This window comes from Sphingobium sp. ba1, assembly GCF_000743655.1.
Classification (GTDB): domain Bacteria; phylum Pseudomonadota; class Alphaproteobacteria; order Sphingomonadales; family Sphingomonadaceae; genus Sphingobium.
The window spans coordinates 1,059,923-1,074,318 of record NZ_JPPQ01000069.1 but is presented as its reverse complement, the minus strand read 5'-3'; the positions used below and the strand labels follow the sequence as shown (position 1 = coordinate 1,074,318).

General features: G+C 64.1%; 13 protein-coding genes. 7 read left to right on the top strand and 6 right to left on the bottom strand.

Annotated elements, in window-relative coordinates:
- Both IL54_RS08225 and pedF read right to left on the bottom strand, forming a co-directional pair.
- A partial coding sequence (locus tag IL54_RS08225) for a transporter substrate-binding domain-containing protein (RefSeq protein ID WP_037478129.1) occupies positions 1-314 on the bottom strand: 314 nt, incomplete at its 3' end.
- A gap of 6 nt (positions 315-320) precedes the next feature.
- Positions 321-749 carry a cytochrome c-550 PedF gene (gene pedF, locus IL54_RS08220; protein WP_037474684.1) on the bottom strand — a complete coding sequence of 143 codons (429 nt, stop codon included), beginning with the start codon at positions 747-749 and terminating at the stop codon, positions 321-323.
- Between the two features lie 176 nt (positions 750-925).
- Here pedF and IL54_RS08215 point away from each other — a divergent pair, with 176 nt between their 5' ends.
- From IL54_RS08215 to IL54_RS08195, 5 genes are all read left to right on the top strand, one after another.
- Positions 926-1,888, top strand: a complete 963-nt coding sequence (locus IL54_RS08215; protein ID WP_037474681.1) for a PQQ-dependent catabolism-associated beta-propeller protein — start codon at positions 926-928, stop codon at positions 1,886-1,888.
- A 113-nt stretch (positions 1,889-2,001) separates the two neighbouring features.
- A complete protein-coding gene (locus tag IL54_RS08210; RefSeq protein WP_037474678.1) occupies positions 2,002-3,405 on the top strand; it encodes a porin in 1,404 nt (467 codons plus the stop codon).
- Positions 3,406-3,482: 77 nt separating this feature from the next.
- Entirely contained in the window at positions 3,483-5,507 is a 2,025-nt protein-coding gene (locus tag IL54_RS08205; protein WP_443210571.1) for a TonB-dependent receptor, read from the top strand.
- An 11-nt stretch (positions 5,508-5,518) separates the two neighbouring features.
- Positions 5,519-7,477, top strand: a complete 1,959-nt coding sequence (gene acs / locus IL54_RS08200; protein WP_037478127.1) for an acetate--CoA ligase — start codon at positions 5,519-5,521, stop codon at positions 7,475-7,477.
- Positions 7,478-7,549: 72 nt separating this feature from the next.
- Positions 7,550-9,868, top strand: coding sequence for a TonB-dependent receptor (locus tag IL54_RS08195; RefSeq protein WP_037474674.1), 2,319 nt, complete (start codon positions 7,550-7,552; stop codon positions 9,866-9,868).
- Here IL54_RS08195 and IL54_RS08190 read toward each other — a convergent pair.
- Both IL54_RS08190 and IL54_RS08185 read right to left on the bottom strand, forming a co-directional pair.
- Positions 9,865-10,812 carry a quinoprotein relay system zinc metallohydrolase 1 gene (locus IL54_RS08190; RefSeq protein ID WP_037474663.1) on the bottom strand — a complete coding sequence of 316 codons (948 nt, stop codon included), beginning with the start codon at positions 10,810-10,812 and terminating at the stop codon, positions 9,865-9,867. The two genes, IL54_RS08195 and IL54_RS08190, sit on opposite strands and share 4 nt — an antisense overlap.
- Positions 10,809-11,576, bottom strand: coding sequence for a quinoprotein dehydrogenase-associated SoxYZ-like carrier (locus tag IL54_RS08185; protein WP_443211290.1), 768 nt, complete (start codon positions 11,574-11,576; stop codon positions 10,809-10,811). The genes IL54_RS08190 and IL54_RS08185 overlap by 4 nt, the downstream gene beginning before the upstream one ends.
- A 163-nt stretch (positions 11,577-11,739) precedes the next feature.
- Here IL54_RS08185 and IL54_RS08180 point away from each other — a divergent pair, with 163 nt between their 5' ends.
- Positions 11,740-12,264 (top strand): rhodanese-like domain-containing protein, encoded by a 525-nt coding sequence (locus IL54_RS08180; RefSeq protein WP_202807661.1) that lies wholly within the window; start codon positions 11,740-11,742, stop codon positions 12,262-12,264.
- 86 nt (positions 12,265-12,350) lie between these two features.
- On the top strand, positions 12,351-12,800 hold the full coding sequence (locus IL54_RS08175) for a pseudoazurin (protein ID WP_037474655.1): 450 nt from the start codon (positions 12,351-12,353) through the stop codon (positions 12,798-12,800).
- A 274-nt stretch (positions 12,801-13,074) separates the two neighbouring features.
- Here the strand turns inward: IL54_RS08175 and lepB are convergent, their stop codons facing one another.
- On the bottom strand, positions 13,075-13,899 hold the full coding sequence (gene lepB, locus IL54_RS08170) for a signal peptidase I (RefSeq protein ID WP_156106280.1): 825 nt from the start codon (positions 13,897-13,899) through the stop codon (positions 13,075-13,077).
- 62 nt (positions 13,900-13,961) lie between these two features.
- The gene (acpS, locus tag IL54_RS08165; protein WP_037478124.1) at positions 13,962-14,363 is read right to left on the bottom strand and encodes a holo-ACP synthase; all 402 of its coding nucleotides are present in this window, start codon (positions 14,361-14,363) and stop codon (positions 13,962-13,964) included.
- Positions 14,364-14,396: the final 33 nt, after the last annotated feature.

Genomic DNA, 14,396 nt, shown 5'->3' with positions numbered 1-14,396 from the left:
CCGAGCAGGCCGCCCCGCCATACGCCATTGCGCAAATCATCGTCGGCACTTTCGTCAGCGACTAGCTCGGCAATATCGGCGCGCACGCCCAGCCCCTTGGCAAGCGCCTGCGCCAGATCGACGTCGATGCCGACCAGTCGGCCATCCTTGCGCCAGGACCAAGGGCGATTGTCCCGATATACGGCGACCCGCAGCACGCCCAGTTCCTTGACCCGGCCCAGCGGCGCGGCCTTTGCGGCTTCGCCCAAGGGAAAGCCCGACATGCCGAGCATCGCGGCCATTGCCGCATGGTGGAGGAAGACGCGACGATCCATGGCGGCTTACTCCTGATGCTTGGTTTCAAGCCAGGCGCGGATCGCCCACCCGGCTTTCTGGCCCAGCACTTCGCCCATGGGCGGCATATAGACTTTGCCGTCATGGCTGGACCCGTGCTGGAAGCGCTGGATATACCATTCATCTCCGCTGTCGCCGACTTCCAGATAGCGGAGGTCGGGCGCAATGCCGCCGGATTCACCGTCCAGCCCGTGGCAGCGCGCGCAATTCTGGCCATAAGCCGACTCGCCGATCTTCACCGCGTCGGCATTGCCGCGATAGGGATTATGTTGCAGCCACTCCTCGCCAATGTCGGGCAACGCCGCCGTTTCCACCGCCTGGGGTGTGACATTGCCATGCGCCAACAAGGATGAGGTGATCGACGCGCCAAGTAGGCAGGTGGCGCCGATCAATGCGATACGTCCCTTATTCCTCATCATCCATCCTCGTCTCTGTCTGTCGGCCCATATCGGCCGCTCTCGCTTGTGGAGACGGGTTGTAGGGAAGCGGAGGCACGCACCCCATTGGCCATTGGTACAATCCCGCCGCACCGATAAGCCCGATAGGCCGGGCGGGCGCTGCAATGACGCGCCGATGGAGGAGAGGATTAGCCATGATGAAGGCCGCTCTGGCGGGGCTGGCGATGGTTGCGGGCATGCCTGCGCTCCATGCCGAAACGCTCTATGTCTCCAATGAACGGGGCAACAGCATCAGCGTGATCGACGCGGCCACTATGACGCCGCTCGCAACCTGGCCGGTGGGGGGGCGCCCGCGCGGCATAACGCTTAGCCTGGACGGCAAATATATCCTGCTCTGCGCCAGCAGCGATCATGCCGTGCAACTGATCGACCGCGCCACGGGCAAGATCATCGCGGACCTGCCATCGGGCCAGGACCCAGAACAGTTTTTCCTGTCGCGCGACGGACGGACGCTGTTCGTCGCCAATGAAGATGATGCGGCACTGACGGCCATCGACCTGGAAAGCCGCACAGTCGCCTTTCAGGTGGATGTCGGCAAGGAACCGGAGGGGGTCGCCCAAAGTCCCGATGGCCGATGGGTGGTCGTGACGTCGGAGGAGGATAATGTCGTCAATTGGATCGACCTGACGACCCGAACTATGGTGGCCGCCACCGAGACGGACCAGCGCCCCCGCCATGTCGAGTTCACCGCCGATGGAACGCAGCTATGGATCGCAGCCGAGATTGGCGGCACCGTCCAGATCGCCGACCCACACACGCGCAAGATCACGGCGGCGATCCGCTTTGCCATTGCGGGGGTGCAGGACCATCTGATCCTGCCCTGCGGCATCCGCTTCACGCCGGATGGCAAGACGGCGATCGTGGCGCTGGGCCGCGCCAACCATATCGCGCTGGTCGATGTGGCGATGCGCACCGTGCGCGCCTATGTGCCCGTGGGCAAGCGGGTGTGGCACGTCGCCATCAGCGCGGATGGCACGCGCGCTTATGCAGCCAATGGCTTGTCCGATAGCGTGTCGATCGTGGACCTCGCCAGTGCGAAGGTCGTCGGCACGGTGCCGGTGGGCGCTGGCCCCTGGGGGATCGCCGTCGCGCCCTGACCTCCCTGCGCCTCTGACCCAAGGAACGAGAACCAAAGTCCAATTTGCACCCCGCCGCACTCGACGCACTCTTTCGCCCGTCGGCACGACCGGCGCATAATGGGAGGGATGAGATGTCTAGGGGGAAATGGCTGGGCGGGGCTGCGATGGCGATGCTGTTCGCGCTGACCGCAACACCGGCGGCGGCGGGAACGACGGCGGAGCTGCTGAAAAGGCTCCACGAAAAGGGGATTCTGACCGACGAGGAATATCAGCAACTGGCGCAGCAGGACGAGGCGCAGGCCGCAACCGCACCCACTGCTTTGCCACCGGCTCAGGTCGCGGCCGCGTCGCTGGACGACAAGCGGCTGGTGCGGATGAGCGATAGCGGCGTCGGCATGGAAGTCGGCGGCGTTTCAGTCAAGATTTCCGGGTCGGTCAATGGCTTCTACACCCATGAAAACGGACAGGCCCCCGGCCCGAACACAACCGTAGTCGGCGGCGTGGTGCCAGTCGGTGGCAAGAGCGCGTCGGTCCGCAACGGCCTGCTGCCCGGCTATCTGAAATTCGATATTACGACCAACCAGGGCGGCTGGGATGTGGGCGCACATTTCGGCATGTATCCGGGCATCAACAGCGCGACCTATGCCGCGGGCGGGGGTGCCAATAGCGGCGGACGCAATACGGCCTTGCAGACGGCCGGTATCGATTTTCGCCAGACCTATATGACCATCGGCCGTGCGGGACTGGGCGAATTCAAGTTGGGCCGCGATATCGGACTGTTCGGATCAGAAGGCATATTGAACGACATCACCCTGTTGTCGGTGGGGTCGAGCGGCGGCAATGTCGCGCCGTCCAACACGTCGCTGGGGCGGATCGGCATCGGCTATATCTACACCGACTTTCAGCCGCAGATCACCTATTCCTCGCCAAAGCTGGGCGGCTTCCAGATTTCCGCCGGTATCTTCCAACCGCTCGAATCGCTCACCGGGCCGGGCGAGAACAGCAAGTCGCCGGGCTTTCAGGGCAAGATCGTTTATGACGGAAAATTCGGCGATCTGTCCGCGCGCGCCTGGTTGTCGGGCATCACGCAAAAACATCATCGCATCGATGGCGTGACCTATACGGGCAGCGGCTTCGATACGGGGGCGAAGATCGGCTATGGGCCGATCATGCTGACGGGCTATTATTATAATGGCTCAGGGCTGGGCACGACCGCGCTCAACCTGTTCGATACCGATGCGACCGGGGCGAAGCGCGACAGCGACGGCTTCTACCTGCAGGGGCTGGCCACGTTCGGCAAATTTTCGGTCGGCGGCAGCTATGGCGAAAGCAACCTCCATTACGCCAACGCCGCCGATGCCCTGGCCAATCCTACGCTGCTCGACAAGAGCAGCAGCTGGGTCGGTCAGGCACGCTATGGCCTGACCAGCTGGGTCACGCTGATCGGCGAATATATCCGCACCAAATCGCAGGCCCATAACGGCAATGCAGCGGAAGCCGACACGGTCGCAGCGGGCGCCATCCTGTTCTTCTGAACAGAGGGCATGGCGCGGCGGCCTCCGATCAAAGGAGGTCGCCGCGCCCAGGGGCGACAAAGGGGGAAGACGGCACAATGCGTTGCAACAGCCTGATCGCATGGGGCGCATTAATGCTGTCCTGTGCGGCCCATGTCCTGCCGGTGCCGAATGCCAGGGCACAGGAAGGCGACGCCATCGTCGTTCTGGGTCAAAGCCTACCTCTCCCGCCGGGCAGTTCGGCTTATGGATCGGTCATGATCGACCGGGATCGCCTGACCGGCAATGCCGCCAACCGCATCGAGACGATCCTGGCCGATGTTGCGGGGTTTCAGCAGTTTCGCCGTTCCGACAGCCGGTCGGCCAACCCCTCGGCGCAGGGTGCGACTCTGCGGGCATTGGGCGGCAATGCGTCCAGCCGGACGTTGGTGTTGCTGGATGGCGTGCCGATGGCAGACCCGTTTTTCGGCTATATCCCTTTTAGCGCGCTGGTGCCCGATCGCCTGTCTGCCGTGCGGGTTACGCGCGGCGGCGGATCGGGTGCTTTTGGTGCAGGCGCGGTGGCGGGCACGATCGAGCTGGCCAGTGCGGCGCGGGACGACCTGGCGGACCTATCCGCCAGCGCCTTTTACGGCAGCCGTCATGCCAGCGAAGTATCCGGTGCCCTGACGCAGGATTTAGGAAGCGGTTTCGTGTCGCTGTCTGGCCGGTGGGACCGGGGCGACGGCTTCCATACGACACCGAAATCCCAGCGCGTCGCCGCGACCACGCCAGCGGCCTATGCTGGCTGGTCGGTCAACCTGCGCGCGGTCGCACCACTGTCATCCGACATGGAAGTGCAGTTTCGCAGCCTGTTCTTCCGCGATGACCGGACGCTGCGCTTTGCCGGGGCGGACAGCCACAGCGAGGGACAGGATGCCAGCATCCGGCTGATGGTCAGGGGCCGTTGGCAAGTGGATGCGCTGGCCTATGTGCAGGCACGCAATTTCTCCAATATCGTCATCAGCGCATCGACCTATCGCAAGTCGCTCGATCAGCGGAACACGCCGTCGACCGGCCTTGGCGGCAAGATCGAGTTGCGACCGCCGGTCGGACGCGCGCATGTGCTGCGGCTCGGCATCGATACGCGGCTGGCGGACGGCATGATGGCGGAGGAAGCCTATAATGCCAATCTGGCCGCCAATCCGGTAACCGCGCGTCGCCGCGCTGGCGGGCAGCAGATCACCACCGGTCTGTTCCTGGAAGATGACTGGACGCTGGGAGCGCTGGTCCTGACGGGAGGCATTCGCGCCGATCGCTGGACGATCCGCCGGAGCTTTTTCGATAGCAGGACCGCGGCGGGCGTCGTGACGAGCAACAGCGATTTCGCCAGGCGCAGCGACTGGCAGGTCAGCGGACGTGCAGGCGCGCTGTTCCGCGTCGATCAGGACGTCGCCCTGCGCGCCGCGGCCTATACCGGCTTCCGCCTGCCCACGCTCAACGAACTCTACCGTCCGTTCGTCGTCTTCCCGATCACCACACAAGCCAATGCGGCACTCCTGCCGGAACGGCTGAAGGGGGTGGAAGTCGGGCTGGACATCAATCCTGCTGCCGATGCCACGCTTGGCCTGACGCTTTTCTACAATCGGCTGAACGATGCCATCGCCAATGTCACCATCGCCCCTAATCTGCGCCAGCGGCGCAATGTGTCGGCGGTGATCGCGAAGGGCGTCGAACTCACCGGACGCGCGCGGCTGCGCGACGCCCTGCTCCTGTCCGGCTCTTATGCCTATAGCCATAGCATCGTCCGTGCGCCGGGATTGGCGTTCGACGGCTTTGCCCCCGCCCAAAGCCCCCGCCACGCCGCCAGCGCTACCCTTGGCTGGCAACCGACAACGGGGCCTTCGGCGTTCGCGACGCTGCGCTATGTCGCCAAACAATATGAGGACGATCTCCAGGGGGATGTCCTTCCCGACGCCCTGACGGTCGATGCCTTTGCCGACCTGCCGATCGGACATGGTCTGTCGCTGGTGGCACGGGCCGAAAACCTGTTCGACGCCACTATGGTCACCCGCAATGTTGCAGGATCGATGGACTTGGGCACGCCCCGGACCCTGTGGATCGGCCTGCGTTTCATCCACTGAAGGAAGATATGATGTCGCAAGAGCTTTTCCCCGTTCCCGCCGAATGGGCGACGCGCGCCCGCATGAACGAGGACCGCCGTATGGCCGATCATAAGCGGTCGCTTGAGGATGCGGAAAGCTACTGGCTCGAACAGGCTGCGCGGCTTGACTGGATGTTACCGCCCTCCAAAGCGAGCGAAAGCAGCTTTGACGAAGCGGATTTCGGCATCAGCTGGTTTGCCGACGGCACATTGAACGTCTCCGTCAACTGCCTGGACCGCCATCTGGCCGACCATGGCGACAGCGTCGCGATCATCTGGGAGCCTGACGATCCAGCCGAAGCGCCGCGCCGCCTGACCTACCGGCAACTGCATCATGCCGTGTGCTGCTTCGCGAATGTCCTGAAAGACGCGGGCGCGCGCAAGGGCGATCGCGTCACCCTGTATCTGCCGATGATCCCGGAGGCGGCGATCGCCCTGCTGGCCTGCGCCCGGATCGGCGCGATCCATTCGGTGGTGTTTGGCGGCTTTTCCCCCGAAGCGCTGGCGGGTCGGATTACCGATTGCGATTCCACCATCCTGGTCACAGCCGACGAGGGGCGTCGTGGTGGAAAGCGCGTACCGCTCAAGGCCAATGTCGATGCCGCGCTCGCCATGGACCATTGCACCAGCATCCGTCGCGTCATCGTGGTGCAGGCAACCGGCGGCGCTATCGATATGCTGCCGGGCCGGGACATCTGGTATCATGATGCCATGGCAGGCGTCGTGTCGGACTGTCCGCCCGAACCCATGAACGCCTGCGATCCGCTGTTCCTGCTCTACACATCGGGTTCCACCGGCAAGCCCAAGGGCGTCGTGCATGGCAGCGGCGGCTATCTGCTCTGGGCCTCTCTGACGCATGAACTCTGCTTCGACTATCGGCCAGGCGACGTCTATTGGTGCGCGGCCGATATCGGCTGGGTCACGGGGCATAGCTATATCGTCTATGGCCCCCTCGCCAATGGCGCGACCACATTGATGTATGAAGGACTGCCCAGTTGGCCGACGCCCAGCCGCATCTGGCAAGTAGTCGACCGGCATCAGGTCCACACACTGTTCACCGCCCCCACCGTGCTGCGCGCGCTGATGAAGGAGGGCGACGATTTCGTCACCGCGACCGACCGATCCTCGCTCCGCTTGCTGGGCAGCGTGGGCGAGCCGATCAACCCGGAAGCGTGGCGCTGGTATCATGCCATTGCCGGGGAAGGGCGCTGCCCGATCATCGATACCTGGTGGCAGACCGAAACAGGCGCGGCGATGATCGCGCCGATGCCGGGCGCAACCGCGCTCAAACCGGGCAGTGCGACTTTCCCCTTGCCCGGTGTCGAACCGCAGATCGTCGATGGCGAAGGCGTGGTGCAGCAAGGTCCGTGCAAAGGCAATCTGGTCATCGCCCGATCCTGGCCGGGGCAGATGCAGACGGTCTGGAACGACCATGATCGCTTTTTCCAGACCTATTTCTCGACCTTTCCCGGCACCTATACGACAGGCGACGGTGCCCGGCGAGATGCGGACGGCTATTATTGGATCACCGGGCGCGTTGACGACGTCATCAACGTATCGGGCCATCGCATGGGCACCGCCGAGGTCGAGAGCGCGCTCGTCCTACATGCCAAGGTCGCCGAAGCGGCGGTGGTGGGCTTTCCCCATGATATCAAGGGGCAGGGCATCTATGCCTATGTGACGCTGAACATGGGCGAAGAGCCGAGCGACAGCCTGCGCCGGACGCTCGTGCAATGGGTCCGCGCCGAAATCGGGCCGATCGCGACTCCCGACGTCATCCAGTTCGCGCCTGGCCTGCCCAAGACCCGGTCGGGCAAGATCATGCGCCGCATCCTGCGCAAGATTGCGGAGGGCGATGTATCCGCCCAGGCGCTGGGCGATATCAGCACGCTCGCCGACCCGACGGTAGTCGAGGAGCTGGTGCGAACCCGCGCGATCGTTCCCGCCTGACCCAAGGTATAATGGAGCGCCCATCCCGCCTTCCCTAGCCTTTTGGGCATAACAGGGAATGGGAGAGACGAGATGCGCGGATGGGGCCGACTATCGACGGGAATCGCGGCCATGGCGCTGGCCCCTGCGCTTGCATCGGCGCAAACCGCCGATGCAAGCAGGTCGAAAACCATCATCGTGACCGCGCCGGGTGGGGGGATCGACAGCGATGATGGGCTGGCCCTTGGCGCGGCCGATATAACAAGAGCGGGGATGCCCGACCTGCTTTCCGCCCTCACCCGGACCATGGCGGGCGTCACCTTGCAGGATGCGCAGAATAACCCATGGCAGCCCAATCTGGTCTATCGCGGCTTCATCGCTTCCCCGCTCCAGGGGCAATCGCAGGGACTGGCCGTCTATATGGACGGGGCGCGCTTCAACCAGCCTTTTGGCGACACGGTCCAGTTCGACCTGATCCCCGAAGCCGCCATCGCCAAAATAAGCCTGCTGGATGCCAGCCCGGTCTATGGCCTCAATGCGTTGGGCGGCGCGATCCTGCTGGAAACCAAGACCGGGCGTAGCCATCCGGGATTGGAGGCCAGTGCCACCGGCGGGCGGTTCGGCTATGCCGAAGCCAGCATTGCGGGCGGCGTGGCGCGCGGGGATGTCAGCGCCTTTGGCGCGTTCCAATATAGTCGCGACGAGGGCTGGCGCGATTTCAGCCTGTCGCGCCTCTATAATGGCTATGCCGATCTGGGCTTCGACACCGCAGGCGGCGGGCTGCACCTCAAAATCGTAGGCGCGAACACGGATTTGACCGGCAATGGCGTGTCGCCGATCGAATTGCTGGCGGCCGACCGCCGGGCTGTTTTCACCTGGCCCGATAATGGCCGCAGCCGCTATGGTCGGGCAAGCCTGCACCCCTGGGTCGCGCTATCGCCAACGACCCGGATCGAAGGCACGCTCTATGCCCAGCAACTCACATTGCGGACCATGAACGGCGATGCGGCTGACATCGAAGGGTGCGAGGCGGACGATGCGGCGGGCCTGCTATGCCTGGAAACAATAGGCGCCGACGACGATGGCGAAGAGGTGCAGGCGATCCTGACCGACGCCAACGGCGACCCCATAGCCGATACGCTTGGGGGCGAAGGCTATGGCGTGCTCAATCGTGGACGCACCAAGACCAAGGCGATGGGCGCTCTGGTCCAGATCATCGACGATCGTGCCCTGCTGGGCGGTATCAACCATTTCGCGATCGGCGTCAGCTACGACACCAGCCGCACGCGCTTCGACACGTCGACCGAACTGGGGGCGCTGACCGACGATCGCAGCGTCGAGGGCCTGGGCAGCCGCATCGTCCAGCAGGATAATGCGATCGCGCCGGTCGGCCTGGTCGCCCACACCAATTATTGGGGCGTGTTCGTGCAGAACCGGGTGCCGATCGCGCCCGGCTTGTCGGCCGAAATCGGCCTCCGCTGGAACCATGCGCGGATTCAGCTCGTCGATCACATCGGCACAGCGCTCAACGGAACGCATCGGTTCAGGCGGCTCAATCCCGGTGTCGAATTGGACTATAAGATGTCCGAAGGCCTGTCGCTGCGCGCGGGCTATGCGCAGAGCAACCGCGCCCCGACTCCGGCGGAACTCTCCTGCGCAGACGAAAATGCGCCGTGCAGCCTCACCAATTTCTTCATCGCCGATCCGCCGCTCAAACAGGTGGTCGCCAAAAGCTGGGAAGCGGGCGCGTCGGGTGCGTTTGGTCTTGGCGGATGGCGGGCGAGCTGGCTCCTGTCGGCCTATCGCACCACCAATCAGGACGATATCCAATATATCGCCTCGCAAATTCGCGGGCGCGCTTATTTCCAGAATATCGGCAGCACCCGGCGGCAGGGCGTCGAAGCATCGCTGAAAGCCGAGCATGGCGGGCTGGTCGTGGGCCTGAGTTATGCCTTCACCGATGCGACCTATCGCAGCGCCATGGAGCTGAGCAGTCCGTCCAACCCGATGGCGGAGGACGAAGGCACGATCGACGTAAATCGCGGTGATCGGTTGCCCGGCATCCCCCGGCACAGCGCGACGCTGACGTTGGACTATGCGGGCAAAGGCTGGTCGGTGGGTGGCGACCTGATCGCGCGGTCGGGACAATATCTGGTCGGCGATGAGGCCAATCTGACGCCCCGGCTGCCTGGCTATGCGATCGCGAACGTGCGCGCCGGTATCGATATCGTGCCGGGCGTCACTATGTTCGGCGAAGTGCGCAACATATTCGGCCGCACCTATGAAACATTCGGAACCTTCAGCGAAGTGGATGAGATCGACCTCGTCGAAGTCCCCGGCGCCAGCAATCCGCGCGCTTATGGGCCGGGCGCCCCGCGACGCTGGTATGTCGGGGTAAGGGCGGGCTTCTAACCTTCGGGCATATCCACTCTTGGCAGCCATTTGGCTTCCAGCCCTGGATAGAAATGCGACACGCTGCGTTGCAATTCGTAGCGGGCCGCCGCCATCCCGGCGAAGCGGGCAGGGATCGGCACGCTGCCAGCCTCCACCATGTCGAGGCCGGATCGGACGGCGGCGGTCAAGGCTTCCTCCAGCCAGTCGATCCAGTCGCGTGTCTGGGCAATGGCTTCCTGCCCCGACGGATCGAAGGGACCATGGCCCGGCAACGCCGCCTGGTGCGGCAGCTTTGCGAGGCTGTCGAGGCTTGTGCGCCAACGCGGCAGGTCTGCGGTCGGTGTCGCAGGCGCGCGATCATGGAACAGCAGGTCACCGCCGATCAACAGGCCGGTCTGTTCGTCCCACAGCGCCAGATCGCCCGCACTATGCCCCGCCAGCGCCATCAGGCGTAGGCGTCGCCCGCCAAAATCCTCGGACGCCTCCGTGATTTTCCGCCCCGGCAACACCAAGTCAGTGCCGCGCATCCAGTCCCCCAGCAGGCGATACAGCGCATCGGAAAAGCCGCGCCCGTCCCGCGCCATGTCCGTGATGGTTTGCGGCAGCGCGGCAACGATCGCCGGATCGAAGGCCGCAATTCCCATGCCATGATCGGGATGCAGGTGCGTCACATAGACGCGGATGACCGGCTTGCCTGTCAGCTCTTCCGCCACTGCCTTGAGCGCCCGGCCATAGCGGAGCGAAGGGCCGCTATCGACCAGCACCGTGCCGACGGGCGTGTCGATGATCGCGATATTGGCGATAGCTCCGCCGTTGGAAGACTGGATGGGCGCATCGTCGCCGTGGATCATCCATATGCCGTCCGCCACCGCTACGGGATGGATGGGATAAGTGGTATTCGCTATGCCAGCCGTCGCCGACAGCGCCAATCCAGCGAGCATGGCCCGGCGCGTCATCGTCATGGTTGCGCCGCCAGGATCGAACCGGATTGTCGCGCCACCGGCACTTTGGCGGCATAGGTGCGCCCGTTTGTATCATGCGCCATGATCGACAGGATGGCACCAGGCGCGGCGCGGGGCATGAGGGTGATCGCCGGATCTTCCGAAACCGACGCAAAGAGCGCCATCTGGCCCAGCATGGTTCCGCTGTCCGACCGCACGCTCATCTCCTCGATCGCATAGGTGGGGATATTGGCCACCAGCCCCGTATCCATCGGATGTCGGAAGGTGATACGCAGACGGCTGCTGCCCTGCGTCCCCATGGGCCAGGCTTCCCCCCGCATCTCGCCCAGATGGGCGGCCCAATCGCCTGTGATGCGACCGACCGGCGGTGCCGAGCAACCGCCGCCCGCCGCATCGACCCATCCGCCCGCCACCAGCCACTGTCCGCTGGCCAGCTGCACCGCTCCCCTTACCGGGGTCCGCTGATCCAGCTTGATCCGGGTCGCGATATAGGGTTCCGCCAGATCCGGGCGATAGTCGATGGCGATCGGTATCGGGTTGAGATCAGCGAAGATCACCATGCGCGTCACGGGGCCAACGCCCCGCGCATCCAATGCCACGGGAAAGCTGCGCTGGTTTTCCGCCACCTGCGGATAAAGCAACCGGATGCGGGGATCGAACCGCACCGGGTCATCTCCGAAGATCAGCCGCGCATGTGCGGTCCACATCGGCGATTGCAACGGATCGTCGGGGTAGGGAGGCTGAGCAAGCACGGGCATTGCCATCGCCATTGGCAGCATGGCCACCAGAAGCTGAAAAAGCCTACGCCGCGCCATGACCTTCTCCCAAAGTCCAAGCCTAAGGCGAAGCGAAAGGCGCTACCATTGCACCTTTGGTCACGCAGCGGGGGAGGGACATATGGGCGCGAGGGGCAAAGCGATAGCTGCGATGCTTACGCTGGTTGCGACCGGCGCACAGGCCCAGCCAGAGGATGACACGCTGTTCGGCGCGGATGGCTATCGCGTCGCGCATTATCGTGCGCCCGTTCCCCGGCCCCCCGACGGTGTCGGGCGGATCGCCCCCGTCGCGGTCGCCCTGCTGCGGCCGGATATCGACGCGATCCTGATCGACGTCCTACCCGCCGAGGGCGGCCATCGCGAAGCCGATGGACGCTGGCGCCTGGCCCGCGAACGACCGAGCATCCCCGGCGCGCACTGGTTTCCCGAAGCGGGACGCGGCGACCTCTCGCCCGCGATCGACCGATGGTTTAGTGATGGCCTCGTCCGCCTGACCGGCGGTGCCAGGGACCGCATGATCATCACCTTCTGCCTTGCCGATTGCTGGATGGGCTGGAACGCGGCGCGCCGCCTGCGGGCGCTGGGCTATACCAATATCTGGTGGCTGGCGGAGGGGACCGACGGCTGGCGCGACCTGGGTCGTCCGCTGATCAACGCCCGACCGGAGGAGGGGTAGGACCAAGGTGCAATTGCACGCTTCGGCGATTCCGCCATTGATCTGGCGGACCGCGCTTTTGCGCCCATAATATCAGGAGAGATGCCATGTTTCATCGTTCGACGCTGCGCGTGGCGCTGGTCGGCCTCATGCTGGGCGGGACCGTTCTTCCAGCTTCGGCCAAGGACATCATCGTCCATATGAAAAATAAGGGCGCGGAGGGCGCGATGGTGTTCGAACCGGCCTTTGTGGAGGCCGCGCCGGGCGACGTGATTCGCTTCCAGCCCACCGATGCCAGCCATAATGCCGAAACCATGGCCACGATGCTGCCAGCGGGCGCGACGCCGATGAAGGGCGGTATGAACAAGGAAGCGGTGCTGACCGTAACCAAGCCCGGCCTCTATGGCATCAAATGCATGCCGCATTATTCGATGGGCATGGTCGCCCTGATCCAGGTAGGCAAACCCAGCGCCGCAGACATCGCAGCGGCAAAAGCGGTTAAACTCCCGCCCTTCGCCGCCAAAAGAATGACCGCGATGCTGATCAAAGTTCGGTAATCCACGACCGTTTCAACTTTGGGCGCGGGCGCAACATAGTGAGATGCGGGCGAACGGCAGTTTCTGGATCACCGCAAGTTAATTTGGACATCAACATTGCGGTGCAGTTCCGATTTGCCAATACCGAATGGCCGATCCGAGCATAAGCTGGATTTCCGACATCAATATCGGAATGGCGTGATTTGGACGCCTGCTGTCAGAATAGTGAACCGTTGGAACTCCGGCCTGGTAAGCGCTTGACATGGGGCGCTGCCAACGCGCCGAGCTACGTCTGCTATTCTACCTCCGTCACGCTCTGCGGCCGCAGGCTGTTGCCGGCCCGGCCGCTGCGGAAAGCACCGAACCAGGTCAGCGGGTTCCAGCTTGAATCGCCGTCCAGGCTGAAGGTGATGAACTCGGCGCGGCCGCCGATCGCTTCCCAGGGTACGGGACCGCCCAGGCCGTTTTCCTCCAGCGGCGCGCGGCTGTCGGCGCTGTTGTCGCGATTGTCGCCCATCAGGAAGACGTGATTTTCCGGCACGCGCACCGGGCCATACCAATCGAGCGCACTCGGCCCCATGTCGATGGTGAGATAGGTTTTGCCATTGGGCAGGATTTCCTGCCGCACCGGCAATTCGCAATAATCCTTGCCGTCCGCACCCTGCATCCGCGCGCCGGGGAATTGCAGCGGGGGGCAGGGGGCATTGCTATCGACGGGCAGGCGCAGCGGCTTCAAGATGCGCTGCTTCACCGCCACGCCGTTGAGCAGCACCTGCCCACCGCGCACTTCGATGATGTCGCCGGGCAGGCCGATGACTCGCTTGATATAATCCTCGCGCCTATTCTGCGGCGACACGATGACGATGTCGCCGCGTGCCGGTAACCGCCCGAAGATGCGTCCCTTCAGGAAGGGCAGCGGATGGAAGCTGGGCGAGACATAGGACCAGCCATAGGGGAATTTGCTCACCACCAGCCGGTCACCGGTCAGCAGCACCGGCATCATCGATTCGGACGGGATATAGAAGGGCTTGGCGACGAAGCTGTGGAAGGCCAGCACCGCCAGGATCAGCAGCGTGATGCTCTTGATCTCCTGCCACCAATTGACGTCCGATTTGGGCATCACGTCCTCGGAAGGGCTATGCGCGTCGGTGGTCGTGTCGTGCAGGCTGGTGGGATCGGTCGTCACAGGGGAAGCGCCTCGATAATGACAAAGGCCTGCGCCCAGGGATGATCGTCGGTCAGGGTCAGGTGGATGACGGGTCTATGTCCGGCTGGCACCAAAGCGTCGAGCCGGGCCAGCGCGCCACCGGTGAGGGCCAGCGTCGGCGCGCCGGACGGCGCATTGACCACGCCGATATCCTTCATGAACACGCCGGCCTTGAACCCAGTGCCGACCGCCTTGGAAAAGGCTTCCTTGGCGGCGAAGCGCTTGGCCAGCGTGCCGGCCTTGGTGAAGGGGCGGCGATTGGCCTTGGTCTGTTCGACCTCGGTGAACACGCGGCTCTCGAAGCGCGCACCGAAGCGATCGAGCGAATTTTGGATTCGCTCGATATTGCAGAGGTCGGAGCCGAGACCGATGATCACGCCATTCCTCCCCGGCACGGGGAGGGGGACCGC